The organism is Candidatus Lernaella stagnicola (assembly GCA_030765525.1).
Classification (GTDB): Bacteria; Lernaellota; Lernaellaia; order Lernaellales; family Lernaellaceae; genus Lernaella; species Lernaella stagnicola.
The window spans coordinates 211,763-238,707 of the sequence record JAVCCK010000010.1 but is presented as its reverse complement, the minus strand read 5'-3'; the positions used below and the strand labels follow the sequence as shown (position 1 = coordinate 238,707).

The following is a 26,945-nucleotide window of genomic DNA, read 5'->3' as shown; positions in this document are numbered from 1 at the left end:
CCAGAGTGGCGCGGGGTATCGAAACGGAAAATATCGCCGGCGCGTCGGTGAGGGGGCGGACGCGGGGCGGATATCGCTTGCGCACGGGCGGGGCTTTGGTTAGGAATGAACGTATCGCACATCCGCACTTATCACGCGAGGGGGAGGACCGCCGCTTGGCGAAGCCAGCCAACTATCCGGAGCCGATTTTCGTCGTCGACGACGAGCCGATGATCACCGAAACGTTGAGCAAGCTGCTGACTCAGTCCCGCTACACGGTGCACGTCTTTCACGATGCCGAATCGGCCATCGTCCGGTTGGCGGAGGAAAAGCCTTTCCTGGTGATGTTGGACCTGCAATTGCCGGGCATGACCGGCATGGAGGCGTTGGAGCTTATCCGCGAAAAAAGCCCGGAGACCGAAGTCGTGATGATCAGCGGGTACGGGACCATCAGCCGGGCCGTGGAGGCGATGAAGCGGGGCGCGGTCGATTTCCTGGCCAAGCCGCTGCAGTTGTCCGAAGTGCTCTCGCGGGTCTCGCGCATCCATGAGACGAATTCCCTGCGACACGAAGTGGCGCGCTTGCGCAGCCGCCAGAAGGAAGAGTTCTTCGCGACGCTGTACCAAAGCGAGCAGCCGACGATGGCCACGGTACACCACACAATTCGGCAGGTGTCGCAGTATCCGAACATCGTGGCGTTGATCACGGGCGAATCGGGTACCGGCAAGGAAGTGCTGGCCCGCATGCTGCACTACCAGAGCCGGCACGCCGAGGGAGCCTTTGTGGCGGTCAATTGCGCGGCGATCCCCGAGTCGCTCATCGAGGCCGAGTTGTTTGGGTATGAACCGGGGGCGTTTACCGACGCGCTGACCAAGGGCCGGGCGGGGAAGATCCAGAAGGCGGCCGGCGGAACGTTTTTCCTGGACGAAATCGGCGAGCTGGCCGGTCACGTGCAGGTGAAGCTGTTGCGCTTCTTGCAGGATCGGGTTGTCGTGCCGTTGGGCGGTCACGAGGGGACGCAAATCGACTGCAATATCCTGGCGGCGACCCATCGCGATCCGGAGGCCATGCTGGCCCAGGGTTTGCTGCGTGAGGACCTGTATTACCGCATCAACGTCATTCGGCTGCACGTGCCGTCTTTGCGGGAGCGGCCCGAAGACATCCTGGCTCACGCGGACGCTTTTTTGGACCATTTCAATCGGAGCATGGAGCGTCGATTCAAGGGTTTCGACCGGGATGCGATGGAGAAAATGACGAGTTACGGCTGGCCGGGCAACCTGCGCGAGTTGCGCAATGTGATCGAGCGGGCTTGTTTGCTGGCCGAAGGGCTGTGGATTACGTCGATGGATTTGCTGACCCGCAAGGAGGAAGCGGCCGCCGGGCCCGGCAGTCCGCTGGCCAAGGCCATGTCGTTGGACCTGGCGATGCGTATCTACGCCAAGCAAGTCCTTGATATAACGAAAGGAAACAAGTCCGAGGCGGCGCGAATATTGAACGTGAGCCGCAATCGTTTGAAGCGGATTCTGTCGCCGGAGTGACGGGATTCCGCAGTGCCGGAGTCGGTCCGTTATGGACCAGTTTGACAATCAAAAAATTGACGTTTGTCAAAATATTGAACACTGAGATCGCGTTTTTCCAGCCCAACCGGCCTACCCCCACAGGTAACCGTTGAAAAAAACAAGAATAATTTAATGGGATCGGTGTCGTTGGCGGCGATTGCGCCCGTCGGCACAAGGTTTGCTCGTAGTGTAAAGCGATGGAATAGGTCGACACGATCTCTGGGGTACATGGCGGCTCTAGAAAACGAAAAATTAACGAGGCAGAAAAAAACATCCAGTAAAGCTCGCTTCCAGGGGGTTTGGAACATGGGCGCATCAAAGATCAACATCAAGAACGTGAAATCGATCGACGCGGTGGAACTGCAGGTCGGCGATTTCGAACTCAAAGCCAACGATTCGTGTTCAATTGTCAGCAACCAGGAAATCGACCAGGGGGAGTTGGTCCTGATAAAGGCGTCGTTCAAGAACGCTTGCGAGAACGAAGAAACCGGCGGCGAGGATGCCGTGTTGTTTCGGCGTCGGGTCGTGCCGTTTCTCACGCGGGTGACCCGAGCGGTCCGCGCGGGGAAAAGCGGTCGCTTTCTCTTGCGGTTGAAGATCGAGAACATCACCGACGATGATCGGACGTTCTTTTTCACCAAATATTTTGAGCCGGGAGCCCGCCACGCGATCGAAATGGAATTCGAAGGCAAGCACATTCGTTTCGCCGTGGCGTAGCGCGACCGATCCTCATGCGGTGAGCCATCGGCTCCACCCGCCGACTTGAGGTGCTTCATGATGGGCATGCCGACCGCATGCCCTTTTGCTTCGGCGCCTCCGTAAAGTTATTTTAATAAATCCACGGCGTGTTTCAGACGGCTCGGGCACACCGGGCCGCGTGGCGTTATTGTGGCGTGTCTGCGCCAAATCCGAGCCACGGGGCGGCCGTTTGGCGCAACGGCGTCGCCGTCCCCCGTTTCGTGGGCGTAACCATTTGAAAACAAAGGTAATTTAATGCCGTAAGGGGTTTGACAAAAAACCCTGCTGTGGTATACTCTTCGCGGTCGTTTTTGAAGAATTCACAGCGCGTGCGAATCGGGGAATCGGCGAGTGAACGCCAGCCGATTTCGCAGCCGCGAACCCGCGGCAAGCGTGCTTTCCAAAAGAAGGATTTAATCCATCATGAGCGATGACGCGACATTTGATTCGTCCGCCGATTCCGCAGCGGCAACGCCCCAAGAAGGGCAGTATACCGCAGAGAATATTCAGGTGCTGGAGGGGCTGGCCGCCGTGCGCAAACGCCCGGCGATGTATATTGGCTCGACCTCCACTGAGGGTTTGCATCACCTCGTGTACGAGGTTGTCGACAATTCCATCGACGAGGCGCTGGCGGGACAATGTGACCGCATCGACGTGACGATCCACTTAGACAACTCGGTGACCGTGGAGGACAACGGGCGCGGCATCCCGGTCGATTGGCACGAGAAGGAGCAGCGCAGCGCGGCGGAAGTCGTCATGACGGTGCTGCACGCGGGGGGCAAATTCGACAAGAATTCCTACAAGGTGTCCGGCGGGTTGCACGGCGTGGGCGTATCGGTGGTCAACGCGCTATCCGAGCGCCTCGATCTGGAAGTGTGCCGCGACGGGAAAGTCTTCACGCAGAGTTACGTGCGCGGCGATCCGACGATGCCGCTGGCCGAGAAAGGGCGCACGCGGCGCCGGGGTACGAAGATTTGGTTCAAGCCGGATTCTCAGATCTTCACGGAGTTCGAGTTCAGTTTCGACACGTTGTCGCAGCGCCTGCGGGAGTTGTCGTTTTTGAACCGCGGCCTGCATATCAGCATCACGGACGAGCGAAGCGAAAAGCGCCACGATTTCTTTTACGAGGGCGGTATTCGTGAGTTCGTAGAGCACCTCAACCGCAACAAAGTCGTGCTGCACGAAGAGGTCATTTACTTTGAGGCCGAACGCGGCGGCGTGGTCGTCGAGGTGGCGCTGCAATACAACAGTTCCTATACCGAGCAGATTTTTTCCTTCTGCAACAACATCAACACCGTCGAGGGCGGCTCGCACATGGTTGGTTTGCGGGCGGCGTTGACTCGCACGCTCAACAACTACGGCGCGTCCAACAACCTGCTGAAGGACCTCAAGCAAAACCTGGGCGGGGATGACGTGCGCGAGGGCTGCACCTTGGTGATCAGCGTTAAGGTGCCCGAGCCGCAATTCGAGGGCCAGACGAAAACGAAGCTGGGCAACAGCGAAGTGCGCGGCATCGTCGAGGGCGTCGTCAATGAGAATCTGGCGATTTTCCTCGAAGAGCATCCCGGTGTGGGCAAGCGACTAATCAGCAAATCGGTCGATGCGGCCCGAGCCCGCGAAGCGGCCCGCAAAGCGCGGGAACTCACGCGTCGCAAAAGCGCGTTGGAGGTATCGAACCTGCCGGGTAAGCTGGCCGATTGCTCGGAGAAAGACCCGGCGAAGTGCGAACTGTACCTGGTGGAGGGCGATAGCGCGGGCGGCTCGGCCAAGCAGGCCCGCGACCGCCGCACGCAGGCGATTCTGCCCCTGCGCGGCAAGATCCTCAACGTGGAAAAAGCGCGGTACGACAAAATGCTGTCCAACCAGGAAATCCGCCTGATGATCAAGGCGATCGGGACGGGACTCGGGCGCGAAGACTTCAAGCTGGAGAATCTGCGCTATCACAAAGTCGTAATCATGACCGACGCCGACGTCGACGGCAGCCATATTCGCACGCTGCTGTTGACCTTCTTTTTCCGGCAAATGCCGGATCTGTTGGAGCGCGGGCATTTGTTCATTGCCCAACCGCCGCTGTTTCGCGTGGCGCACGGCAAGACCCACAACTACGTGAAGGACACCGAGGCGCTCAACAATTTGCTGATTTCGCGCGTCGTCGAGAAACTGCGCGTGGTCAATGCCGCCGACCTTTCTTTCGAAGGCAAAGCCCTGGTCACGATCTTGCGCGACCTGATCCGCTTCGAGTTCATCCTCGACCGGCTCGGGCAGCAGGGGTATTCGCGGTCCATGATCTTTGAATTGCTGGGCATGGGACTGCTGGACAAGGAGCAACTCGCCGACGAGGCGTGGATGCGGAGGCTGACCGGGCAGTTGCAGGAAGCCGGCTATTTGACCACCGAGTTGGTCATGGACGAAGAACACAGTGTCTTTGAGTTCGACTGTTGCCGCGAGCGGATGGGTCTTCGCAATTGGCGTACGATCGGCTGGCCGCTGATCAACGGCGTCGAGTATCAAAACCTGCGCTTGATTCATCGCGATTTGGGCGCGCTGGGCGACCCGCCGTTCTACGTGCACAATAACGGCGTCGTGATCGAGACGGGCAAGCGCCTGCAACTATTGCACGAGGTGATGGAACTGGCGCGCAAGGGCCTGTCTATCCAGCGCTTCAAAGGCCTGGGCGAGATGAATCCGGATCAGCTTTGGGAAACGACGATGGATCCAGACCGCCGCCGCTTGCTGCAGGTGAAAATCGAGGACGCCGTCGCCGCCGATGAAACCTTCACCGTGCTGATGGGCGATCAGGTCGAGCCGCGCCGTAAGTTCATCGAAGACAACGCCCTGCGCGTCTCGAACCTCGACGTGTAATCAATTCCAATAGCACTGGACCTTTCGCCACCGATATTTTTCAAGCGTTTGGGTGGCCCAAGCCAGCTTGGACGATAGCGTAAGGGTCTTCGCGTAATTTGCGGCATATTTTTTCAGCGGCTTTATTGAGCGAAGAATAACGACGTTTGTCGACACGACCTTTGTCGACAAGCCACTTCGAGGTAAACGCCGCGCAAGAACGCATCTCCGGACGTTGGTCTTCGGCCAGTTGAAGAAGCAATTTACTAATTCTTTTTGCTTCGGCCGCATTCTTAGCAAATTTCGCGATCTCGGAAAGTGCGCGCGCTGCCAGATAGGCAACGTGTAGGTTCGGATTTCGCAAATTAAAGAACACTAACTCTTTAAGTCCGAACCAGCCCGGAAAATCATGAGTTTTTTGGGTGCACGCCGTTCGTCTGACAAAGCCGAATGCGATTATTAAGCCTTCGGTCCTCGTTTGTGTTAGATTTCCATTTAGGACGTCTCCCCAGAAATTCGTTGGGTCAATGATCACATCTTTCATTTGAAGTTGGCTTGGTTCGGTTAATACATATTCAATCGTTTGTGGTGCCTTATCTAGAAGAGCCCTCAAAAAGAAAAGGCACTTTTTTTGGTGTCCTTTCCCCACTTCAGAATGCGCCAAAGCGAAAAACCGGGCAATGGGGTGCACACGATGCGGGTTTTTTTCTATATAGCCAATGAGAAACCTTCGATTCCGGTATGTGAAATCAATGATCTCTTCATTTTCCTCACGACTGAAACGACGAGATTTTGCATATTCTTGTATGCCGGCCATAAACGAAAGCAGAGTGTTCAACTTTTTAACTATTAGAAACCGATCAGTTCCTGCAGTTGCAGCCTGGGCATCGCTGTAAATCTGACGGAAAAGCGGATTGAAATAGTCTTCATAAAGTGCCTTTTTTTGTACCAGTTGCTCGATAATGAGTAAAGCAAGCCAAGGAACGTCACCGTCTTCATGGGTGTTTTCGATGAGGTCTTTGATAGCTACTAACAAACGTGTCTTCTCGCGGTTTGGAATTCCGTTTATAGGCAACGATTCCAAGATATGCAAAAACACTTCGAGCCACCGGCCCGTGCTCATTTGGGCAAACGGGCCAACGGGTTTTTCGACGCAGTGATCGATTACTAATGCGATCAAATCACGCTGCAAGGGTTTCGGCATCCTTGAAATCTTTTGCCATAAATCTAGACGGTTAACTTCTCGTGAAAAAGCGTAATCCTCACGGGGGTCTAACGAGGTTGAATAATACTTGTGAAGTGCGCGCCCAGCATCAACAGTCGGCAACATAGAAATCGCCTTGAGCCATATCGATCCGAAATCGTCAGAAACGATACTTGTACCCGACATCGTATTGACGAGCGATCCAAAAGTGCTTTTGAAACTCGAAAGAAAGTCAAAGAAGTCGGGTATCTGAGAAGTAAGCAAGAAAGAAGCTATAAAGTCGAGTTGTTTGAGTTGCGCTGTTCGCTGGGTTATAAGGCTTTCCCGATTAAGTAATATCGAAACGATCTTTTCGTCTCGATTCCTCCTCGCGTTGACGTCGGCAAAGTCATTCTTTTCCGCGAGACGTTCTATGATATCTTTCGAATATTCAAAACCATATGAGAGGCTCTCTTCAAAAACGGAAAGATCATCATTGGCCTGACTTTTAATAAGTACTTCGACGAATCCCTTTTGGACTTGCGGAGCCACATATTTTAGTTCTAACACTCGAAAAAAGCGCCATAAATGATAATACGCGTTGTGATAGGAATAACCGATCGTACCGTGTTTTTCGCGTCGTGCCTCTGCCATTCGTTCTTCAGCCAGAGCATCTCGAGCTTTCTGCAAAAAATATTGCTCAAATTCCAAAAATCTTTTGACGGGGGGGGCGTCACCTATTTCGGTTTTTCGCGTTATGGCTTGCGTTATCGACTCCTGTAAGGATTCCGGAAGATTACCATTAAGTCGTTTGGGTTGGCTGAGGACACTCCGCAAAGCAAGCCATTCGTTTAGTAGGTTCTTAGCCGCCCGTGCGATTCGCGCTGCCGATAAATAGGCCGGCAAGCTCACCTGATCGTCACAAGCCCGAGCGGAATCAAATCCGCGTTTCATCTCTGCTAAATACTCAGTCTCCTGCGCCGATAAAGGTTCTTTGTGAAAAGGTCCAATGCTCGGTTCAATGCGATCATGAGTCGGATCAAGCTCTATGCAGAAAACACGGCATTGCTCCGCCGATTCATCTAGATTCAGCGTTGTTGCTAGTTTTCGAGCTTCCGTGAGCGACTGCAGAGCGGCGGCCTTATAACTTCTGGGGTTTTGTCGAAGTAGTTTTTTGAAAACCTCAACAGCGATAGAGATGACGTCGGTTTCTGTATCGGATGGACTACCAAATGGGCTGTCATTCAAGATATTAATTCCCAGCCCAAGCCATTCCGCAACCTCGCTTACGTCGACACCTTTTTCTTCTAGAAGATAATTTACTAAAAAAGAAAACCTCTTTTTAGGAATTGAGGAAGAAAAACTCCATGAAACCTGATCAAAGTTTTCATTAACTGGCCAATTAACAACGGACTCAGGAAGTTCCGTAGCACCAACCCATTGTTGTATCTGCGTCCAAGTTTCAAGGCCAACGGTATAAGTTGCCACCGATAACCAATGAGACGCCAGCTCGGGCGATACGCGAAGAGGATTCGGGAAATGGAGTCGATGATCAAAGGCCTCGCGTAATACGTGAAGCCGATCTCCAAAACTGCGAGCGTTTTTTAACGTATCTAAAAATGCGTCTAAACTGAGAGAAGACCATAAACCGGCGCCAGACATTTGCATAAAATTCATCAACTGGCTCGGAAAATCGGACCCGGAACTCTTGAAGCTGATAAGATGAATCCCAAGACGGCGCCAATGTTTTTTTTCTGCGGGTTCGGGCTTTTCGGGGAAAATCGCAATTGTGAATGCGACGTGTTTCCCCAGTACATTACCGATTGTGCGATATACCCAATGGAAATCAGGATCCGAAAGGCTGTAACCAAGTATTAATAGCGGGTGCTGAAGAAAAAGCTGGCGCATCCGAGTCGCAATACCCGGCTTGGAGTGAGAAACATCTTCGTATTGCGACCGAGTTACGACCCAGGAACTCGGGTGGTCTCTATGGCCGTGAATATAGATGAGTTCTTTTTCGCCATAATTATGTCTGGTTTTTAATAAATCCGTGTCATAAATGAGTTTAACCCATGTGGGAGAGTGATCGAGAAGGGTATCTAAGTGATTTGTTGTTATTATGCTTTCAAATTCATATGTGAATAACGCGTTGTGGAGTGGGCCGGGTTTCAAATCGGCATCAGGGAAAAGATCAAGGAGTGCGTCGACTAGTGCTTGATAACCGAATTGTTCTTCGTACAACTCGGCCAGGTGTGGAATTGTGTATTCCGACGTATTATTTTTTCCTTCGGCATTCGGCTTCGGAACCAATGCTTGCGCGAATAATTTTCTAAAATCCTTCCACAAAGGAATATTCGGACGTAATTCCGGCAACCTCGGCTCGGCATTCTTGCTGAAACCGGCACCAATAACGCCCACAGGCTTACGAAGCTCGCAAACTTCGAGCCACTTGAGAACAACTTCAGCTTCTTCTTCATCAAAAAGAGTTAACAACCGGTCTCGATGTTTTTCTTTGACGAAATCAAGCATAATCATACCTCCACTACACTCAGGATAGTCGATTATCTGATCGTTTTGATATCTACGCAAACGAAAAGATTCATGAGTCGGAAGTTCGTAGGTATGGAACGTCTCTAGCGCGTAATAAGCGCTCCCAAATAGCGCAAGCGGCGGCGGAAGGCGCGCCAGGAAAGCAGCGAGCGACGTTCACGCCAGATGACGCGCGGCCGCAGGTAGAAGCGCCGGTAGAGGCGGCGCACGATGGCGAACAAGTCGTCGGCCGAGAACGAACCGGGCCAATGCGGTGCGGTAAACGCGGACGCGGGATCGGTGGCGAACTCCCGCCAGAGATCGGCCGGCAGCAAACCTTTTTCCACGGCTTCGTCATAGAGCGGCGTGGCGGGATACATCGTGTACACCGCCAGGTGCACGTGGTCGGGGTCGAGGCGGACCATGAACGCGGCGCTTTGGGCGATGTCGGCCGCGCTTTCATCCGGGTTGCCCACCATAAAATAGGCCAGGGTTTTGAGCCCGACGCGCCGGGCCGCGGCGAAAACCTGCCGCGCCGTTTCCAGGTCGGTGGGACGGCCGAGGCGGCGCAGCACCGCGGGGCTGCCCGATTCGATGCCGAAGGTGATCCACCGGCAACCGGCGGCGGCCATGGCGCGCATCATTTCCTCGTCGACGGTTCCGATTGTGGCGCGCGCCATCCAGGGCAGATCGATCCCCGCGTGCCGCAGTCCGTCGCAAATCGCGAGCACCCGCGCCTTGTCGATCGTGAACACTTCATCGTAGACAAGCAGGGCGGCGAAACCCAGATCGTGCGCGCGGCGAAAGTTTTCGACCACGTATGCCGGGCCGTGCGCCCGAAAGCGTTTGCCGGTCACCGAACGGCTGCAATACGTGCAGTGATAGGGGCAGCCGCGGCTCGTGACGGCGTTGGCGACGGGGTGCAAGTCGGTAAGCACCGACCCGTACAACTCCGGGCGCAGCAGGTCGTAGGCCGGTTGGGGCAGCGTGTCCAAATCGGCGACCGTCGGTGCAACGCCGGTGTCAATCAATGCGCCGTCGCGTTGGAAATAGAAACCGGGTTCATCGCCGAGGCGCGACTTCTCGCCCCCGTGACGACACAGGGTCGCCAGCGGGTGTTCACCCTCGCCGCGAATTAAGCCGTCGAACTCGGGCAGGGCGAGGGTTTCGGCCGGGTACAGAAAGGGTTGCAGGCCGCCCAGCCAGCGCGGCGTTTCGGGCAGGGCTTCTTGCAGCGCCTGAGCCTGCGCGCGCGCGGCGGGCATGGTGAAGGACACGGCAGTCAGGCCGATCAAGTCGGGTTGCAGGCGGTGGGCCCGCGCGGCGACTTGTACCGGCGTCAGGTCTTCGGCGTGGGCGTCGATGAGGCTCACCTCGGCGTGGCCGTCGCGGCGGGCGGCGGCGGCGACTTGCAGCAGGTTGATCGGCGGGTTGTTGCCGCGCACGGCCTCGATTTCGTCGGGCAGATTCGCCCGGACGACGAGGGTTTCGGCGGGATTGATCAACAGCAGCCGCACGGAGATTCCTTTCGGTGTCGAACGCGTTTCAGCATATCATGAACGAAGGACCGTCGTGTTGACAGGCGCGAAAACCGGGCCCTACTGTAAAACCAACGACAAGGGGGCGGCTTGGCGAACATTCTCCTGGCAAATCTTTACAAGGCGCAGAGGAACTACCAAATCGCGCCGCCGCTGGGTTTGCTGTATCTGGCCGCCGTGTTGCGCAACGCCGGACACGAGGTGCGGGTGCTGGACCTGCGTGCGCGGCAGGAGGCGCTCGCGCTGCATCTGGAAGAGATCACCGCCTTCGCGCCCGACGTCGTGGGGTTGTCGGCCGTGATCCTCGAGGCCGCGGTGCTGCGGGAGACGGTGACCTTACTCAAGTCCCATGTGCCGATGGCGCGAATTGTGGTTGGCGGTCCCTATGCTCATTCCTCGATGTTGGATGTGCTTCGCGTTCCCGGCGTGGACGCGGTGGTGCGCGGGGAGGGCGAGTTGGTGTTGCCGCCTCTGGTCGCCGCCTGGGAAAGCGACGTCGAACACCTCGAATTGCCGGGCGTCGGGTATCCGGGCGGGAGCGCGGGTCAGCATCCGGAGCCGGTGACGGACTTGGACGCGCTGCCGTGGCCCGCGTGGGACCTAGCGCCGATGGAGCTGTATCACGAGCAGCCGCGGCACGGCTATTTGTACAAGCACAAGCGATACTATTCGGTGTCCAGTTCGCGAGGCTGTCCCTTTAAGTGCGCGTTCTGCCAAAACGTGCTGGGCCGCAAGTACCGCGTGCGACAAGCCGAAGCGGTGGTGGAGGAGATCACGCGGCTGTATGAAAAGTACATGGTGCGTGAGATCCATTTCATCGACGATTGTTTCAATCTCGACCTCGACCGCGCCAAACGCATTTGTGAACTGCTCATCGCGCGTAACATGGACCTGGCCATCACGTTTCCGGTGGGGCTGCGCGCCGACCGCATGGATCGCGAGTTGATCGACCTGCTCGCGCGCGCCGGGTGTTTCAAAATTCCCTACGGCATCGAAACCGCCTCGCCACGCCTGCAACGGGCGTTGAACAAGAACGTCAATTTCGCCAAGCTCGAGATGGTCATCGACTACACGGTGCAAAAGGGCATGATGGCGCAGGGGTTCTTCATTTTGGGCTTGCCGGACGAAACCGAGGAAGAAGCGCGGCAAACCGTAGACTACGCGCTGAAGAGCAAGCTGACGTTTATCACCTTCAACCTGCTCAACGTGCTGCCGGGCACGCCGCTTTGGGAGACGGCGGCGCAACGCGGGTTGGTGCAGGATTTCCACCCGGAAGAAGTGGATTACGACAACCCGCCGATACATATGGCGACGGCGTCGCGGGCGACTCTTAAAAAGATGATGCGGCGCGTGCATCTGCGGTTCTACCTCCACCCGTTTCGCTTGTGGCGAATTTGGCGCCGCCTGCCGCACAAGAAACATTTTTTCGGATTCCTAGGATTGTTTTGGGGCAAACTCACCTGGCTGAGGGGAGATCACTGATGCACGAAATCACGGTCATCCGGTCGTTCAGTTCGGCGCATAATCTGCGCGGTTATCGCGGCAAGTGCGAAGACCTGCACGGCCACAACTGGCGCGTGGAAATCACGGTGGGCGCGGTGACGTTGGACGAACTGGGCATGGTGCTCGATTTCAAGGAACTGAAAAAAGCGGTGGACGAAGTTCTCGAACGCCTCGACCACCGGCTGCTCAACGACATCCCGCCCTTCGACGAAATCAACCCGTCGAGCGAAAACCTGGCGAAGTACATTTTCGAGGAGGTGGCGCCATTGGTGGATGACCAACGCGTGCGCTTGCTGCGCTGCAATGTGTGGGAATCCGACAACGCCTATTCGACCTATTTCCCCGACAACGCCGAGTAGCGATGAAGGCGCGGCGCGCATATTTCCTCTTTTGGCTGATCGCCGGGATCCCGGCGCTGTTCATGTTTTTTCTATTGATACCGCTGTGCGCGCTCAACTTGTGGATTCCCGAGCGGCGCCGCTGGAAGACGATTCTGCTCGCGGTCGGCTACGGCGTGTTCGTGCCGGCGGCCATCGTGAACCTGGTCAGCTACGGCAACCTGTATTACGTGGCGTTCACGGCCCTGTATTTCCTGCTGATGGCCGTGCCGCGCACGCGACGCCCCACGTTTTTCGTGACGCTGTACGGGGTTGTGTGGTTGTACCTGGCGGCGGTGGCGCAAGCGTACGGGGGTTGGATCGGTTTACCCGTCGTGACGGTGTTGCTGGGCGGCTTTGCGGTCCTTGCCTGGAAACGTGGCTGGACGACCGAGTGGTTTCATTTTCCGGCCGACGCGTTTACGCATTACTTCACCATCACCCTCGTATTGCTTACGTGGTTTTTCTTTTTGCCTTCGTCGCTGCCGCTGCGCGCGGTTACCAGCCAAACAGGCGTGCAGGCCGTGGCCACGTTTGCCGGCACCGACGGCTATCGCGAACGCTTTTTGTTTCACCAGATGAACTTCGTGGACGAGGTGTCGCCCCGTATGCTGCTCGTCGGGGCCAAGCGCAAACTGCCGGCGGGCGTCACCGTGCATCGCAACGAAGTGTACGATGTCACGGCCGATCGCTGGCGACCCAGCCCGCTACCGGCCCCGGTCACCTCGGTGCATTTGATTCGTTGCGGAAGTGACGACGCCTTCGTGCCCCCGGCGGAGGCGCGCAACTGGGCCGAGCGCAGCGTCAATATGGGGCGCGGGTTTTCGTGGTACGGACCCACCATGGCCGGGTACTGCCTGCCGCGGGCGGGCGTGTACCTGGTCGGCGACGAAACCTCGGCGATGCTGGTGGACCGCGCGACGGGCCGCCGGGTGCACGAGTTCGCCTTTTCGAAGGTGATTCCCTTGGCGCCGCTGCGTTTCTTCGCGCCGTACGGCGACGGGATGATCGCTTCGTTTCACGACATCGTGCTGACGCGAATCGCCTACGACGCGGCCACGCAGCAGGTGACGACCGAGGCAACCGTGTACGAAGAGCGCCTGTTCGGCGAGAGCATGGTTCTGGGCGAGGAGGGGCACCCCTACATCTACCTCGTGGAGACTTACGGGCGCGTGCGCAAGATCGACCCCGGCGGTCCGCGGGTCGTGGCCGAGAACAAGGTGCTGCCCGGTTTTCGCTTCGCCACCTTCGACGCCGATCGCGGGCTGCTGCTTATCGTCAACGAGCTGGCGGGGGTGATGGAGATCGTCGACACCGAGACGATGCGACCGATCGACCGCGTGTTTGTGGGCAAGGCGGCGCGGCGTTTTAATCCATCGCCGTCCAGGCCGGGTGTGGGCTACATGGCCACGTCGTTCGGCATTTTGCAGGTGGATCTATGCGCGCGGCTGCCCGATCACTGCATCCGATGAGAGGGCGGGGGTCTTACCTATCGTCGTAGGCGTGGGCGCGGGCCGATTGCCGGATGATCATTTCCTCGAGCCATTCGGGCCGGTTGCGCATCTTGGCGGCGTCGTTGTAGTAGCGCAGGGCTTTTCGGAACTGGCCGTTGCGGCGGTAGAGGTCGCCGATCAAATACTTCAACTGCGGCGATTCGGACAGCTTGAAATCGGCCTTATCCATGGCGATCTTGAAGTGGCGGATCGCCAGCTTGCGCATTTTTTGGACCCGCTTACGTTCGTTTTCGCCCAGGGAGAGCCCGCGCATGGTGTACGTGGCGCGCAAGTAGGCGTTGGCGATGTCTTTGTCGGGCATGCCGCGCCAGGTGTAAATCTTGGCGAGGATTTCGTAACGATCCCACGGTTCGAGTTTCCCGAGGTTGTATTCCTTGGGCAATATTTTGCCGATATTTTTGACCACTTCGGGCGCGAGGGGTTTTTCCAGATTCGGGTAGAAATCGCCGGGGTAGCCGGTGTAGCCGGTGCGGGGGTCGGTGGCGATCAGCTTTTCGTAGTAGGATTTCGACGCGCCGAGGTAGCAGAAATCGGTATCGACGCCCGCGGTGGTGAAAGCGTCGATGCGCCAGCCGCTGACCGGTCCCTTGTCGATGGGGCTGATCAACTCGATGGGCGTGGCCAAGACCTTGACGACGACCGGTTCGGGAGGCGTGGCGTCGGCCGGCGCAGGCGTTGGGTCTTGCGCCGCCGCGGAAATGGCCAGCAAAAAAATCGCGGCCACTATCAACCAGGTGCGAGTCATTCGTTACTCCGCATCGCTACGTATCCAACACTGCAAACGAGGCTGCCGGGCGCCGAAGCGCCATGCCGCCTCTCGCTTTAAAGTAAAAGGCCTCAAGACGCTTTCGTCAAACGGCAATCCCGACCCTTCGCGCAGCACCAGCAGCGAGCCCGCCACGTCGATATCTCGGATGGCGGCGACCACGGCGGCTTCGTCGTCGCGCTCGGTGTCGGCGGCGGTAATGTGGACCTCGCCGTCGGCCCGTCGCACCAAAAAAGCCAACATGCCCGCCGGCAAATAGGGGTGCCAGGCGTCGTCGACGATCACCACCGGCCCGACGGTCGCGGCGCACTCGGCCAGCGCGACGGCCTGCGGGTCGCTTTGCGGCGGGCGGGCGAACATGCCCAGTGCGTCAGCGGCGCGGGTCGGGGCGAGGGCGAGCGCCACATGCAACAGCAGCGAGAGCGCCGCCAGGACACCGACCACCCAGCGGCGAGCCGTCGGGAACGGCAAGCGCCACAGTCCCACGACGAACAAGACGACGCCGGCGCCGAGCGCGGGCATCAGGAAGCGGGCGTAGGTTGTCGGGGCGACCGCGAAGAGCGCGGCGGGAATCAGCAGCGCGGCCATGATTTCATAAACGCTGCGCTGCGTGCGGCGAGCGGGCCAGCCCAGCACCAGGCCCGCGACGAGGATCGCCGGGAGCAAGGGGCCCATGTCGCCGTAGATCATGCGGCCCAAGGGCCACGCGCCATCCAAGGCGCCGCTTTGTTGATAGCTCTGCACGTGACCGGTCAGGGTTTGGAGCCACTGGGCGAGTCGTCCGCCGTACCACCACGACATCATCAGAGCACCGAACACGCTGCCGACCGCCAGGTTGAACAGCGGATTTTCGTAGCCGCGTTTGTTCAAGTCGACGAAGGAGCCGTGGGCGAAGAAGGCGATGGCCGCGGGGGCCATCCAGTAGGCCGGGGCGTACCCTTTGGCGAGGCAGGACACTCCGGCGGCCAACCCGAACGCCACGGAGTAGCCAAGATGGCGGAACCCGCGCGAGCGCACCAGGGCGAAGAGGGTCAAGGCGGTCATCATCGCCAGGGGCATGTCGAGGGTGACGGCGCGGCTGTAGGTGGCCACGGGCGGCGCGGTGGCCGCGAGGGTTACGGCGGCGAGCCCGCCCCAGGAATCGGTCAGGTCGGTGGCGAGGAAATACACCGCGACCAGGATGATGGCGAGCATGAGTGTCCAGGCGATTTTCAACGCGATGTGGGAACGCTCGGTGAGGAGCCACAACTTGGCGGCGCCCTCGTGAACGGTGGGCGGCCAGTGCAAGGGTTGGTTGAGTTCGACGTCTTGGGCGCGGCCCATTTCCTGCTCGGCGAAGGCCCAGATGCGACCGAGGTGGTTGGCTTCGTCGAAGCCGCCGAAACTGGGCGTGGCGCCGCCTTCCCAAATCAAATTGAGAATCAAGCACGCGGCCACGAGGGCTGCGGCGAGCCACGCCGGGGCACGACTCGGGCGGTCGGCGGCATCCGGATTCACTCGTTATCCTCCTCCTCGAGCTTGGCGGCCGCGCGCCGGCGCGCGAACTCACGCAGGTCCGTGTGGGCGTCGAATTCGTCGACGATTTCCTCGCCGATCATCGCCTCGATAACATCTTCCAGGGTTACCACGCCCATCGTGCCGCCGTATTCGTCGACAACGACGACCAGATGGGTTTTTTCCTGGATAAAAACGCGCAGCAACTGGTGGCCGCGCATCGATTCGGGCACGAATTTCGGCTTGAATTGCAGATCGGATACGCGCTTGTCGTGTTCGCCCTGCAGGAAGGCGTTGGCCAGATCGCGGCGCAGTACGATGCCGCGGATATGGTCCGGCCCTTCTTCGGTGGTGACGGGCAGGCGGCTGAAATCAAGACGGGCCAATTCGGCGCCCAAATCGCCGATCGTTTGGTTGCCTACGAGTGTGACGAGTACCGGGCGCGGCGTCATGATGTCCCGCGCGGTCAGCTTGTCGAGTTCGAGCACGCCCTTCACCCACTTGGCTTCCATGTGCATGATCGCGCCGCCCTCGGCGCCCATATGCGCGAGGGTCACGATGTCATCTTCGCTGGGCCCGACTTCGCCTTGTTTGGGTTTGAGGGTATTGGTGAGAACCTCGCCGGCGCGAACCAGCGGATAGAAGGACCAGACGAGCAGTTGAATCGGCCAGGCCAATATCGGGGCGAGGTGGCGGGCGTAGCCCACGCCGAGGGATTTGGGAATGATTTCCGCGAGGACCAGTACGGCGACGGTCAGGGCGATGGAAAAAGGAAGCATCATCGCCGGCGTAAAGCGCTCGCCGAAAATGGAGCCGGCAATCGCCGCGCCCATCGTATTGGCGAAGGTGTTGAGAAACAGAATCGCGGTGATCGGGCGGGCGATGTTGGCCCGTAGGTCGAACAGTTTCAGGTCGTGCGACCGGCCGCGAACCCTGAGCGCTTCCACGCGAACCGGCGAAACAGCGTAAAGCGCCGCCTCGCTGACCGAGCAGAAAAAGGAAAGGCCGAGCATGAGACAAACGGTTAAGATCAATGCGGTCATGAGCTTGCCCTTCGGCGCCGCGCGGCGCCGGGTGGAATAAGCGCGAAAGACAATGTGCCGTCAGGAGAGTCGATCTTCAAATTCGTCCTAAAAAACGGTGTCTGTAAATCAAGTTAACACACGGCGGCACTGCGCCCAAGGCGACTTGTCACAAAGGAACGGTTTCGCGGGTCGCCGCGCCGAAGAGGAAAAGGGGTGTGCTTAGTCGTCGGTCATGCCGCGTAAAACGAGCAGGCGGACCAAGGTCAACACCGAGGCCAGGGTCGCCGCGACGTAGGTCATCGCCGCCGCGGACAACACCTTGCGCGCCCCGCCGATTTCCTGTGGGTGCAGTGCACCGCTGCCCTCCAGAAGAGCGAGTGCCCGGGACGACGCGTTGAACTCCACCGGCAGGGTCACCAAGTGGAAGAGTACGGCGAAGCTGTACAAGACGATGCCGATGTCGATGAGCGGCCGGTAGCCGAATAAGAAGCCGCCGATGATGGCGGGCCATAGCGACCAGGCGCCGAGGTTGGCGACCGGCACCAGGGCGTGGCGTACGGACATGGGCCAGTAGTTGTCTTTGTCCTGCAAGGCGTGTCCGGCTTCGTGAGCGGCGATGCCCAAGGCCGCGAGGCTGGGGGATCCATGCACGCCTTCAGAAAGCCGCAACACTTTCTTGCGCGGGTCGTAGTGGTCGGAAAGCTTGCCCGCGACCGGCTCGATGGCCACTTCCTGCAAGCCGGCGCGGTCCAGCAGATACCGGGCGGCCTGCGCGCCGGTCATGCCGGAGGCGGCACGAACCTGGCTGTATTTTTTAAAGGCTTTGCGCACCTTCGACTGCGCCCAAATGGCCATGATGACCGCCGGGATAAGCAGGATGAAAGTCGGGTCAAAGAAGAGCGGCATGCGCGGCATACCTCCATGCAAGCGGTTGTTTTCGCCGACCGAGAACGTAATCACTGGGCGATTTCTTTTCAATCCTGCGACGTGCCGGACCGAAGCCGGAAAGCGTGCGGCGTCCGGGAGGCTCGAAAAAAAACCACGCGGGCAATTAACCCTGGGCGGGGGAAGGCGTGTCCACATAGGCGAACGAGCGAAAAACGAACAAAGAGGTTAGAGCCATGAAAAGAAAATTCTTCGTTATCCCTCTCCTGGTCGTAGCCGTCGCCATGATGGCGGCGGCTCCGGCCTTCGCGCAGAACCGCGCGGGCGGCAAACATCACGGCATGGGTATGGGCATGGGCGCCAGCCAAGGCGGCGGACACGGCATGGGTCTCGGGCCGTTTTGGAACGATCCCGAAGTCAGGGAAAAGCTGGATTTGAGCGAGAATCAAATCGCCGAACTCGAAGCCGTGCACGACCAGACGCGCCGTGACATAATCGAACTGGCAGCCGACATGCAGAAAGCCCGCCTCGATTTCCAAGACGCGATGGACAACGGCCGTATCGACCTGGACGCGGCCAAAAGAGCGGCGGGAATCGTCAACGAGGCGCACCTGAGCATCATGTTGCGGCAGATTGAACATCGCGCCGCGGTGCAAGGCGTACTGACCGACGCCCAAGTTGAAAAGCTAAGCGAAGTGAAACCCATGCGCCGTCATCGTCAGCGGCGTGGTGTACAGCAGCCATAGCACACGAAGTCTCCTCCACATCCTCCTAGCCAGCCGCAGCCGGCCTTCGGGTCGGCTGCGGGCGTTTTAATGACCGGCGTTCGTGTTACATCCGTATCGCGCGGCGATATTGGACGATGCGCGGTCGGCGACTTACGGTATTAGGGAAGCCTCCTTGCGGCATAAAACGAAAAGGCGAAGGTTTGTTGCACCAACCGGCAAAACGAGTGCTCATTTTGGGCGGTGGTTTCGCGGGTCTGGCGGCGGCGCGTGCGCTGCCACCGGCACACCGAGTTACACTGATCGACCGCCGGTCGAACTTTGAATTCCTGCCGAACATTCACGAATTGGTATCCGGCGTCAAAACGGCGAAGGCGTTGCGACTGCCCTATCGCGAGACATTGCATCGCCTGGGACACCGCTTTTTGGAGGACGATGTAACCGGGATCGATCCGTCGGCGCGCGAGGTTGTCACCGCGTCGGGTACGCATCACTTCTACGACGCGGCGATTGTCGCGCTGGGCGGCGTCGATGCGACCTATGGCGTGCCGGGCGTGGCGAAGAACGCCGTTTCCTTCAAAAGCGTCGCGGAATGCGAGACCATCGGCCGGCGTCTGCGCGAGTTGGAAGGCGGCGGTCGACCGTACCACGTAGTCGTGGTGGGTGGCGGTTTCGAGGGCATCGAAGCGCTGGGTGAGATACTGCGCGCCTACGGTCGCAGCCCGCGGTTGAGTGTCACGCTCGTGGAGGGAGCCGACCGGCTGATGGCCAACGGCCCACCGGAAGTCGACGCCCGTCTGCGGCAGTTGGCGGCGGGGTATCCTGTCCGGTTTCTTTGCCGCGCGCCGGTGAAGAGAATCCTGAAACGCCGCGTGCGCCTAGCCGGCGGCGATACGTTGGAATCGAACTTGACGATCTGGACCGGCGGGGTCGCGCCGCCGCCGTTATTGGCCGACCGGCGATTGACCGGCGATCCCGGCGAATGGTTGGCGGCTTGTTCGACCTTGCAGCATCCGAAGTTCCCGACGCTGTTTGTGGTGGGAGATGTGGCGGGGCTGACCGGTGGTGCGGCGGGCAAGCAGGCCTATCACGCGCTGGATATGGGCGTTTGCGCCGCGCGGAACATCGAGCGTTTGTTTCGGCTGCGGCGACTCAAGGATTACTCGCCGGTCAACAAGCCCGCGTTGGTGTCATTTGGGAATCTGGGCGGCGTGCTCGTGTGGGGCGACCGAGCGGCGGAGGGCGTGGTGTTTACCTTGATGAAAGAGGCGGTCTTTCACCTGGTGATGGCGCGCTTGGATCGCCCGGTCACATGGAGCCCTGCGGGTCGATTGGCCTCGCGCCTCGGGGCGACGGTGACGAAGATCGGCTGGCCGACGCTGAAATCGTGGGGCGCTCTGCGGCGTTTGCCGGGGGTGCGCATTCTGCGGGATTGAGACGCGGGCTACTCGGCGGGTTTCTTTTCGGTCGCAGCACTGTTTCGTAGCATCACGTACATTAACTTTTCGCCGCCAACTTCCAGAAGTTCGGTTTTTTCCAGGGTGAACCCGGCCCGGGTGAAAGCATAGGCGGCTTCTTCGAAGGGCGGGTCTTGTTTAGCCAACGACTTCAGTTGATGCCTCAGTTTCGGGTCGACAATCATGTGTAGAACCGCGCCGTCTTTCATCGCGGAGGTGATGGAAGCCACGGTTTTAATGGTGGACTCGACGACGCCGATTTGCCCGTCGGCCACCGAGTAACCCGTGAGGTGCGGCTGGTGGTGAATGATGACAACATCCACGGAATTGGGAGGCAGGGGAAAATCCGTGGTTTCCGAGAGCACCGCCTTGACCGTTCTGGCCCCCTGCGCTTTCAAATCGGTGAATAAATAGTTCAGAAAACTTACGGAGTGCAGATCGCTTTCCGCCGCGTAATAGGTATGGAAGGGCGCGTTGCGTTCAAGGCCGACAAGCGTGAACAAACCGTTACCGGCGCCGATTTCGGCCACGACACTGTCGGCGTTGGTTTCGACTCGTTCCCAAAGCGCCTCGAATTCGGGGTGCAGGGGGGCGAATTTCGTGCCTTTCTTTATCGCCTTGGCCAACGCCTTTTTCATTTTCTGCAAGTCTTTCGTGCTCACCGTTGGGAACGCGTCCATGCTCGTAGGCATCGGACCCCGGTATTCGGGGACGATCATTGCCGACGGTGGCGGCGGCGGCGGTGGGGGCTGTGAATCCAGATCTTGTTGACCGGTCGGCGAATCCCCCGGTCCGGAGTGGCAGGCGATTAACGCGACGGCGAGAACCACGCCCAATGCCAGCAGTACGGTGTAACGCGGCATGGCAATCGACCTCCTTGTCAGCGAAAAACGAGCGGTGTTTGCCTCGACAAACAGCATAACGCCGAGTCTCAATAAGGCAAGCGAAACACCGAGATCATCGCGGTTTCTCTAAGACAATATGGTGATGCGCCATAGCGAAAAACACGAAGGTGTCGGTTTTGACTTCGCGGAATCCGGACCGGCGGAAAGCCTCGATGTAGAGGTCTTTGGGAATGGTTGTTTTCTCGTCTTTACCCGCCGCTTCCACCAGATGTACGCGACCGCCTTTCTTCACGGCGCGAAACAGCGACGTCATGCACGCCACGGCCTCGGTTTTGACTTCTATGTCACCGGCCTCGTTGTGCTTGCCGCGATAGAAGGGCGAATTGATGACGATCGCCACGTCCACCGAAGCGGGCGGCAGCTTCACGTCATCATATTCGGAAGGCACGGAGACGATCTTTTCGCGCCCCGGCAACGCCAGCAATTCGAGCATCCGCTTGCCAAGATCGAGCGAGGGTTTGTCGATGTCGACCGCGAACAGCTTGGCGAAGGCGACGTCGTTTTCCAGCAAGGCGATACCAAGCAACCCCGTTCCGGCGCCGATGTCGGCGACCACATCGGTCGGTTGAATATCCGCCATCTTGGCTGAAGCGAGCATCTTGGGGAAATAATCCGAAAGCTTTTTTCCCTTCGCTTTGATTTCGCGCACGGCCGCGACGGTCTCTTCCCATTTCGCCTCGCGATTCTCGGAGAACATCACCAGACTACCCGGCACCGGCCGCAGGTAGCTGCCGTCCGGTTGCCCGCCGGCGTTGCCGGGCGGCGGGGCGAGTGGCGCTCCCGGCGGTGGTGGGGAAGATCCAAGTGGCGGTAACGATCCGGGCGGTGGGGAAGACCCGGGCGGCGGCGAAGATTCCAGCGGCGGTGCGGTTTCCGGTGTTTGTTGGCAGGCGAAAAACACCGTCGCCACGATGGCGAGCAGCAAAAGCGGGATCATCGATCGTTTCATCGTTGCAGGCTGCCTTTCCGAGTCACGGGGCGTTACGAGCTACGCGGAAACCAATAACACTCATTTTGTAACTTGGCACGTTTGTGCGGCGATTGGCGGCGCGACAATGGCGGGCCAACGAGCGCCAACCGCCGCCTCGCAAGACACGATGTTCGCCCTCGGCAGGGCCGCGGGGGTTGGTGACTTCGCCTTCGGGATAGGGAGCGTGCCAATCCCAGACCCATTCCATGACATTGCCGTTCATGTCGACCAGTCCCCAGGGATTGGCGTTCTTTTCGCCCGCCGGATGAGTGCCGGAGCAGGCCGCGCCTCCGCCGTCGGCGGCGCTCAAGCAACCCGCGTAGGAGACCTTCGAATTGCCGCAATACCAGCCGGCGCGGTTGAGTTTTTTATCCGGGCCGCATTCGGTTTCGGCCAAGGGTCCGTTCCACAGGGCCGTGGCGGCGCCGGCGCGCGCGGCGTATTCCCATTCGGCCTCGGTGGGCAGGCGGTAGCCGGTGCAGTCGGCGTCAAAGGCGACCGCATCGCCGTCGCGTTCGTAGCAGGGCGTGAGGGATTCGAGCTGCGAGGCGCGGTTGCAGAAATCGACGGCCTCGAACCAGGAAATATCTTCCACCGGACATGCGTCACCGCAGGCGAAGAAGGCGGAGGAATTCTCGCCCATCACGCGGCGCCATTGGGCTTGTGTTACTTCGGTGCGCCCGAGCAAAAAGGGTCGGCTGATGGCCACGGCATGGGCGGGGCTTTCGTCTTCGTCGCGGCCCGGTTCACCCGCGGGCGAGCCCATCACGAAGCGTCCGGCGGGAAGGCGCACGAAATCGATCGTGTCGCTTACGGGCGCCGCGGCGTTTTGCTTCTGGTGGCAGCCGGCGAGCAGCATGAGAGCGAGCGCGGCGATAAACCAGCGGTGAAGGGCTTTCGCGTTCATCGAGCCGACGCTAGCACAACGCCGTGGGAACACAAGGCAACGTCGCACCGCGCCGGCTCGTATGCTACGATGCACCCTTGTGAAAATCATGTTTCGTCACGTTTTTGGGTTGGTGTTGGCGCTGCTGGTCGGCGGCGTGGTCGCTTGTTCGGAAACGAGCCCCTCGGCGGGCATGGTGTCGATACCGGCCGGGGCATTCGATCAAGGCTGCGTGCCCGCCCAAGCTACCACGTGCCCCGACAACGCCGGCCCGCGGCGGCGTGTTGAGCTCGACGCGTTTTTTCTTGATGTGCATGAAGTGACCGTTGCCGCGTACAAGGAATGTGTGGACGCCGGCGCGTGCCGCGCGCCCGCCAATAAAAAACCGGCGGGCATCGACGAGAAATGGGCTCGCTACGATTTCGCCTACACCTGGGATCGTTGGTTCCGCAACAACCACCCGATCAACGGCGTAACTTGGGACGACGCCGCGGGGTATTGTCGCTGGCGCGGCAAGCGCCTGCCCACCGAGGCCGAGTTCGAAAAAGCCTTGCGCGGCGGGTCGCCGGATAACATTTTCCCCTGGGGCGATGACGCGGCGCCGTCGCCGGGTTTCGGGAACTACGCCGACGACACGGCCCACAAGAAATTTCATTTCTGGCGCGTTTTCCAAGGCTACGACGATGGCTACGTCGGCACCTCACCGGTGTGCAGTTTCGAGAAAAACGCCTACGGTTTGTGCGACATCGCCGGGAATTTGTGGGAGTGGTGTGCCGACGCCTACGAAGCAGACTGGTACGCGCGAATGCCCGCCAAGAACCCGCTTAACGAAGCGAACGTCGGCTTGCGCGTTGTGCGGGGCGGCGGCTTTCGCGGCACGCCCTCGAGCGCTACGGCCTCCCATCGCGTCGGTCTGCCGCGCAACGAGTACGTCAGTTCCCGCGGTTTTCGCTGCGCCAAGAACGCGACGGCGCCCTGATTCAATCCCGTCGACACGAGCGCGCTATTTTTCTCCGCTCTTGGTAAACACGAAATGCCGTACGGGCATCCTGCCCAGCGAGAGGTCGTTGATCGCACCGGTTTTCAACCCGGCAACTTTGAAGGGATACGTGATTTCTTCATCAAGGTATCGGTCAGTGTGGGAGGTGTTGAAGACATGGATTACGCCTTGGGGCTTCAAAGCCCGCACGGCCGAGACCAGGCACCGTTGGGTGATCGCATCGAGGCGCAGGGAGCCGTCGGGCTGCTTTTCGGCCCGAAAAAAGGGCGCGCTGATGAAAGCGACAATATCCGTGGAACCGGCCGGCATGCCGATATCTTCCGGCTGGGACGCAACGAGATGAATGTTCTTCGCACGCGGGTGGTCGGTCTTGGACAAGAAATGCTGTAACAACCCCAGGGCTTGTTTATCGACATCGATCGCATAGGCGGCGCCGAAATCTACGTTTTCTTCCAACAAGGCGATTTCCAGATATCCGGTGCCCGCGCCGACGTCGGCAAGCACCGTGCCGGGGCGCAAGCCGAGCAGTGGGATAATGTCGAGCAACACGTTGCGGCTGCTGGACAGACGGCGCCCTTGGGTCATGTGTTGGTCGATGGCTTGCCGATACTGTTCGAGCTGCTCATTGGTGATTGGCTGAAAGGCTCCGAGGCTGCGCGGCGGCAGATCGTCGGGCGGCAACTCGGCGACGATACGTTTTTTAACCGGGCCGGGCGCGGCCCCGCGATCGGGGGAATCTTGTGGTTTGGAGCAGCCGATTGCGCTATAACCAACGACGATTGTGAGGGTCGCCAACCAGGAAAGTAGACGCAACAGACGTGGCGTTGTTGCCATGGACCACTCCTCCGGATTGTATGGTATGAACTCCGGACGGCAGAATGGTGGGGCGGGCGCGGCAAGTCAAGCTGGGCGTGTTCCCGGTCGAAAACCTCCGTTGGCGCCACCGTGATAACCCGAGTCGACCCACGATGGGATGATATCGAGGAATGAACCTGACCAACGACATCATCGGCAGTTTTTTTGCGCTTTCGACGGCGCTTTGTTGGGCCGTTGCCTCGATCATGTGGCGGAAGCTCGGGGAGGACGTGTCCTCGGTCGCCATGAATTTGGGCAAGGGCCTGGTGGCGCTAGTCTGTCTGGGCGCGATTTTCGCCTTCAAGGGTTTCGGCAGCGTGGGTTTCGACGAATGGATCATGCTTTCGCTGAGCGGCTTGTTGGGTATCTCGCTGGGCGACACGCTGTTTTTCCTGGCCCTGATGCGGCTGGGGCCGCGGCGAATGCTGATGATGGATACGATGATTCCCCTGGTGACGGCCATGTTGGCGTTCGTCGTGCTCGGCGAGCGTCTGACAGGCGTAGGCTGGCTGGGCGGGGCGCTGGTCATCGGCGGCGTTGTGTGGGTGATGCGCGAGCGCCTGCCGCAGCAGTCACCGGCCGAAGAGCGAACGGGGCGGGCGGGGGTGTGGCTGGCGACCGGCGCGGTGATGTGCAACGCCGTGGCGATTTTGCTGGCGAAGAAAGCCGCCGCGACCGTCGATCCGACCGACGCTACGTTTGTGCGCATCTTCGCCGGCACCGTGGGCCTTGTGGTGTACGGCCTGCCGCGGGGACGGGTGATCGGTTGGCTCAAGCCCTTCTTGAAACCACGTTTGCTGGCCGTGCTCGCGGTGGCTTCGTTTATCGGCACGTTTTTGGGGATTTGGCTGGCTCAGGCGGCGTTGACGTTCACCACGGCGACGGTAGCAACAATTCTGAAGGGCACGACGCCGATCTTCATTCTGCCCTTGGCCGTGCTGGTGTTGAAAGAAAAAGTGTCCTTACGGGCCGTGCTGGGCGCGGCGGTTGCCGTGGCGGGCGTCGCGGTTTTATTCCTGCGCTAAGTGTCGCTCAGCGTTTGAAGACGAAATGCTGGTACATTTCGCCGCCTTCTTTGTATTCCTGTTTTTTCGGAGATTGGAATCCGGCGGCCGCGAAGGTGGCCGGGATCAGCTTGTCGTTCTCGAAGCGATCGAGATGCAACTGCTTTAGCGAATTGATCACGTGCAACGTGCTGCCCGATTTCATGGAGCGATACAGCGACGCCAGGCACTTGACGGCCGGATGATCGGCGGCAAAGGGCTCGCCGGCGTTTTCGGGCAGATAAAAAGGCGAGTCCAAGATGACCGCCACGTCCACCACGCCGACCGGCAGTTTGACGTCGTCGACTTGGGAGACAATCGTCTTGACCTGCGCGCCGCCGATCAGGCTGGGTTTGCGCTTAATGATTTCTTCGAGCACCCGCAGACCGTATGGGTTGATGTCCACCGCATAGAAGGTGTGGAATGCGATGCCGTTTTCCATCAGCACGAGCGATAAAAAACCGGTGCCGGCGCCAATATCGGCGACCACGTGATCGCTCTTGATCTTCAGGCGACGCGCCAGGCCCAGCATTTGTTGGTATTGATCGGTGAATCGCAATTCGCCCATCACGCGGGATTCGATCACCGGCAGCAAATCCTGAAAAGCCTTCTGAGCTTGTTCGGCATCGTCGGGCAGACTGCGCGGGATTATCAATTCGGTCGCCGTGTCGCCGGCCGGCTGCCCGTCCTCGGTGTCCGACGACGGCGGGTCAATCGTCGCCGCGGGCGGCGGAGTCATTTGCCGCAAGGCGGTCGTGGCGTTCGGCGGTGGCTGCAAGGGCGGCGCTTTGAACTTTTGCGGTCCCGAATCGGCGGTTTTGAGCTTTGGCTCGCTGGGAATTTCCACAATGTCCGACGGCGGGGGCGGGGCTTGATCGGGCGGCAATGCCGCCAGCGAGTCGGCCGTCCGGGCCGGTTGATCACGATAGCCTTCTGTGACGTTCTGGTTGTCGCCCGTGTTTTGCCCGGGGGCCGGCGGCTGTCCTTGGGTTGGCGGTGCAGGTGACTTATCGCTTTTGTCACAGCCGGCTGCGAGTGCGAGAAACATCAGCGAAACAACCAGGACAAAGCCCGAACGCCACGCTAATCGCTTCATTTTTTTCTCCCCCAATGGTTTGCGATTCACTCTACCACAAAACATCTTGACGGCAACGTGGATTGAACGCGGCGCGG

21 protein-coding genes are annotated in these 26,945 nt (G+C 59.3%); 10 read left to right on the top strand and 11 right to left on the bottom strand.

The genetic code is table 11. The features are described from left to right. The first annotated feature begins 155 nt into the window (after positions 1 to 155). From P9L99_05345 to gyrB, 3 genes are all read left to right on the top strand, one after another. On the top strand, positions 156 to 1,517 hold the full coding sequence (locus P9L99_05345) for a sigma-54 dependent transcriptional regulator (GenBank protein ID MDP8222766.1): 1,362 nt from the start codon (positions 156 to 158) through the stop codon (positions 1,515 to 1,517). Between the two features lie 327 nt (positions 1,518 to 1,844). Continuing rightward, positions 1,845 to 2,255 (top strand): hypothetical protein, encoded by a 411-nt coding sequence (locus P9L99_05340; GenBank protein MDP8222765.1) that lies wholly within the window; start codon positions 1,845 to 1,847, stop codon positions 2,253 to 2,255. A gap of 444 nt (positions 2,256 to 2,699) precedes the next feature. Further along, the gene (gene gyrB, locus P9L99_05335; protein ID MDP8222764.1) at positions 2,700 to 5,138 is read left to right on the top strand and encodes a DNA topoisomerase (ATP-hydrolyzing) subunit B; all 2,439 of its coding nucleotides are present in this window, start codon (positions 2,700 to 2,702) and stop codon (positions 5,136 to 5,138) included. Positions 5,139 to 5,178: 40 nt separating this feature from the next. On the opposite strand, the gene P9L99_05330 is transcribed toward gyrB, so the two are convergent. Further along, the gene (locus P9L99_05330; GenBank protein ID MDP8222763.1) at positions 5,179 to 8,829 is read right to left on the bottom strand and encodes an SIR2 family protein; all 3,651 of its coding nucleotides are present in this window, start codon (positions 8,827 to 8,829) and stop codon (positions 5,179 to 5,181) included. Positions 8,830 to 8,933: 104 nt separating this feature from the next. After that, positions 8,934 to 10,346: a cobalamin-dependent protein gene (locus P9L99_05325; GenBank protein MDP8222762.1), complete on the bottom strand. Its 1,413-nt coding sequence runs from the start codon at positions 10,344 to 10,346 to the stop codon at positions 8,934 to 8,936. A gap of 111 nt (positions 10,347 to 10,457) precedes the next feature. Between P9L99_05325 and P9L99_05320 the strand changes: the two genes are divergently transcribed. The 3 genes from P9L99_05320 to P9L99_05310 are packed head-to-tail and all read left to right on the top strand — an operon-like array spanning position 10,458 to position 13,719. Further along, a complete protein-coding gene (locus tag P9L99_05320; GenBank protein ID MDP8222761.1) occupies positions 10,458 to 11,849 on the top strand; it encodes a radical SAM protein in 1,392 nt (463 codons plus the stop codon). After that, complete coding sequence (gene queD, locus P9L99_05315) at positions 11,849 to 12,229, top strand: 6-carboxytetrahydropterin synthase QueD (GenBank protein ID MDP8222760.1); 381 nt, start codon at positions 11,849 to 11,851, stop codon at positions 12,227 to 12,229. Before P9L99_05320 ends, queD begins: the two co-directional genes overlap by 1 nt. A 2-nt stretch (positions 12,230 to 12,231) precedes the next feature. Beyond that, positions 12,232 to 13,719: a hypothetical protein gene (locus tag P9L99_05310; protein MDP8222759.1), complete on the top strand. Its 1,488-nt coding sequence runs from the start codon at positions 12,232 to 12,234 to the stop codon at positions 13,717 to 13,719. Between the two features lie 13 nt (positions 13,720 to 13,732). Here the strand turns inward: P9L99_05310 and P9L99_05305 are convergent, their stop codons facing one another. From P9L99_05305 to P9L99_05290, 4 genes are all read right to left on the bottom strand, one after another. Further along, a complete protein-coding gene (locus P9L99_05305) occupies positions 13,733 to 14,506 on the bottom strand; it encodes a DUF2225 domain-containing protein (GenBank protein ID MDP8222758.1) in 774 nt (257 codons plus the stop codon). A 3-nt stretch (positions 14,507 to 14,509) separates the two neighbouring features. Next, positions 14,510 to 16,024: a glycosyltransferase family 39 protein gene (locus P9L99_05300; protein MDP8222757.1), complete on the bottom strand. Its 1,515-nt coding sequence runs from the start codon at positions 16,022 to 16,024 to the stop codon at positions 14,510 to 14,512. After that, on the bottom strand, positions 16,021 to 17,064 hold the full coding sequence (locus P9L99_05295; protein MDP8222756.1) for a hemolysin family protein: 1,044 nt from the start codon (positions 17,062 to 17,064) through the stop codon (positions 16,021 to 16,023). The genes P9L99_05300 and P9L99_05295 overlap by 4 nt, the downstream gene beginning before the upstream one ends. A gap of 201 nt (positions 17,065 to 17,265) precedes the next feature. Further along, positions 17,266 to 17,952, bottom strand: a complete 687-nt coding sequence (locus P9L99_05290) for a zinc metallopeptidase (GenBank protein ID MDP8222755.1) — start codon at positions 17,950 to 17,952, stop codon at positions 17,266 to 17,268. 215 nt (positions 17,953 to 18,167) lie between these two features. Here P9L99_05290 and P9L99_05285 point away from each other — a divergent pair, with 215 nt between their 5' ends. Together P9L99_05285 and P9L99_05280 are read left to right on the top strand one after the other, a co-directional pair. Then, the gene (locus P9L99_05285; protein ID MDP8222754.1) at positions 18,168 to 18,677 is read left to right on the top strand and encodes a hypothetical protein; all 510 of its coding nucleotides are present in this window, start codon (positions 18,168 to 18,170) and stop codon (positions 18,675 to 18,677) included. A gap of 185 nt (positions 18,678 to 18,862) precedes the next feature. Next, positions 18,863 to 20,092, top strand: coding sequence for an FAD-dependent oxidoreductase (locus P9L99_05280; protein ID MDP8222753.1), 1,230 nt, complete (start codon positions 18,863 to 18,865; stop codon positions 20,090 to 20,092). Between the two features lie 8 nt (positions 20,093 to 20,100). Here P9L99_05280 and P9L99_05275 read toward each other — a convergent pair whose 3' ends face one another. From P9L99_05275 to P9L99_05265, 3 genes are all read right to left on the bottom strand, one after another. Beyond that, on the bottom strand, positions 20,101 to 20,976 hold the full coding sequence (locus tag P9L99_05275; protein MDP8222752.1) for a class I SAM-dependent methyltransferase: 876 nt from the start codon (positions 20,974 to 20,976) through the stop codon (positions 20,101 to 20,103). Between the two features lie 94 nt (positions 20,977 to 21,070). Continuing rightward, complete coding sequence (locus tag P9L99_05270; protein MDP8222751.1) at positions 21,071 to 21,967, bottom strand: methyltransferase; 897 nt, start codon at positions 21,965 to 21,967, stop codon at positions 21,071 to 21,073. Positions 21,968 to 21,989: 22 nt separating this feature from the next. Further along, complete coding sequence (locus P9L99_05265) at positions 21,990 to 22,895, bottom strand: formylglycine-generating enzyme family protein (GenBank protein ID MDP8222750.1); 906 nt, start codon at positions 22,893 to 22,895, stop codon at positions 21,990 to 21,992. A gap of 88 nt (positions 22,896 to 22,983) precedes the next feature. Here P9L99_05265 and P9L99_05260 point away from each other — a divergent pair, with 88 nt between their 5' ends. Then, positions 22,984 to 23,853, top strand: a complete 870-nt coding sequence (locus tag P9L99_05260; protein ID MDP8222749.1) for an SUMF1/EgtB/PvdO family nonheme iron enzyme — start codon at positions 22,984 to 22,986, stop codon at positions 23,851 to 23,853. Between the two features lie 24 nt (positions 23,854 to 23,877). Here P9L99_05260 and P9L99_05255 read toward each other — a convergent pair whose 3' ends face one another. Further along, the gene (locus P9L99_05255; GenBank protein ID MDP8222748.1) at positions 23,878 to 24,708 is read right to left on the bottom strand and encodes a methyltransferase; all 831 of its coding nucleotides are present in this window, start codon (positions 24,706 to 24,708) and stop codon (positions 23,878 to 23,880) included. 152 nt (positions 24,709 to 24,860) lie between these two features. Here P9L99_05255 and P9L99_05250 point away from each other — a divergent pair, with 152 nt between their 5' ends. Further along, positions 24,861 to 25,754: a DMT family transporter gene (locus tag P9L99_05250; GenBank protein MDP8222747.1), complete on the top strand. Its 894-nt coding sequence runs from the start codon at positions 24,861 to 24,863 to the stop codon at positions 25,752 to 25,754. Between the two features lie 7 nt (positions 25,755 to 25,761). Here P9L99_05250 and P9L99_05245 read toward each other — a convergent pair whose 3' ends face one another. Then, a complete protein-coding gene (locus tag P9L99_05245; protein MDP8222746.1) occupies positions 25,762 to 26,868 on the bottom strand; it encodes a methyltransferase domain-containing protein in 1,107 nt (368 codons plus the stop codon). Positions 26,869 to 26,945: the final 77 nt, after the last annotated feature.

Bases quoted from the DNA above. Each gene is read 5' to 3' on its own strand.
- P9L99_05340 (MDP8222765.1), top strand. From the start codon at position 1,845: ATGGGCGCATCAAAGATCAACATCAAGAACGTGAAATCGATCGACGCG.
- gyrB (MDP8222764.1), top strand. From the start codon at position 2,700: ATGAGCGATGACGCGACATTTGATTCGTCCGCCGATTCCGCAGCGGCA.
- P9L99_05330 (MDP8222763.1), bottom strand. From the start codon at position 8,829: ATGCTTGATTTCGTCAAAGAAAAACATCGAGACCGGTTGTTAACTCTT.
- queD (MDP8222760.1), top strand. From the start codon at position 11,849: ATGCACGAAATCACGGTCATCCGGTCGTTCAGTTCGGCGCATAATCTG.
- P9L99_05310 (MDP8222759.1), top strand. From the start codon at position 12,232: ATGAAGGCGCGGCGCGCATATTTCCTCTTTTGGCTGATCGCCGGGATC.
- P9L99_05305 (MDP8222758.1), bottom strand. From the start codon at position 14,506: ATGACTCGCACCTGGTTGATAGTGGCCGCGATTTTTTTGCTGGCCATT.
- P9L99_05295 (MDP8222756.1), bottom strand. From the start codon at position 17,064: ATGACCGCATTGATCTTAACCGTTTGTCTCATGCTCGGCCTTTCCTTT.
- P9L99_05290 (MDP8222755.1), bottom strand. From the start codon at position 17,952: ATGCCGCTCTTCTTTGACCCGACTTTCATCCTGCTTATCCCGGCGGTC.
- P9L99_05285 (MDP8222754.1), top strand. From the start codon at position 18,168: ATGAAAAGAAAATTCTTCGTTATCCCTCTCCTGGTCGTAGCCGTCGCC.
- P9L99_05275 (MDP8222752.1), bottom strand. From the start codon at position 20,976: ATGCCGCGTTACACCGTACTGCTGGCATTGGGCGTGGTTCTCGCCGTC.
- P9L99_05270 (MDP8222751.1), bottom strand. From the start codon at position 21,967: ATGAAACGATCGATGATCCCGCTTTTGCTGCTCGCCATCGTGGCGACG.
- P9L99_05265 (MDP8222750.1), bottom strand. From the start codon at position 22,895: ATGAACGCGAAAGCCCTTCACCGCTGGTTTATCGCCGCGCTCGCTCTC.
- P9L99_05260 (MDP8222749.1), top strand. From the start codon at position 22,984: ATGTTTCGTCACGTTTTTGGGTTGGTGTTGGCGCTGCTGGTCGGCGGC.
- P9L99_05255 (MDP8222748.1), bottom strand. From the start codon at position 24,708: ATGGCAACAACGCCACGTCTGTTGCGTCTACTTTCCTGGTTGGCGACC.
- P9L99_05250 (MDP8222747.1), top strand. From the start codon at position 24,861: ATGAACCTGACCAACGACATCATCGGCAGTTTTTTTGCGCTTTCGACG.
- P9L99_05245 (MDP8222746.1), bottom strand. From the start codon at position 26,868: ATGAAGCGATTAGCGTGGCGTTCGGGCTTTGTCCTGGTTGTTTCGCTG.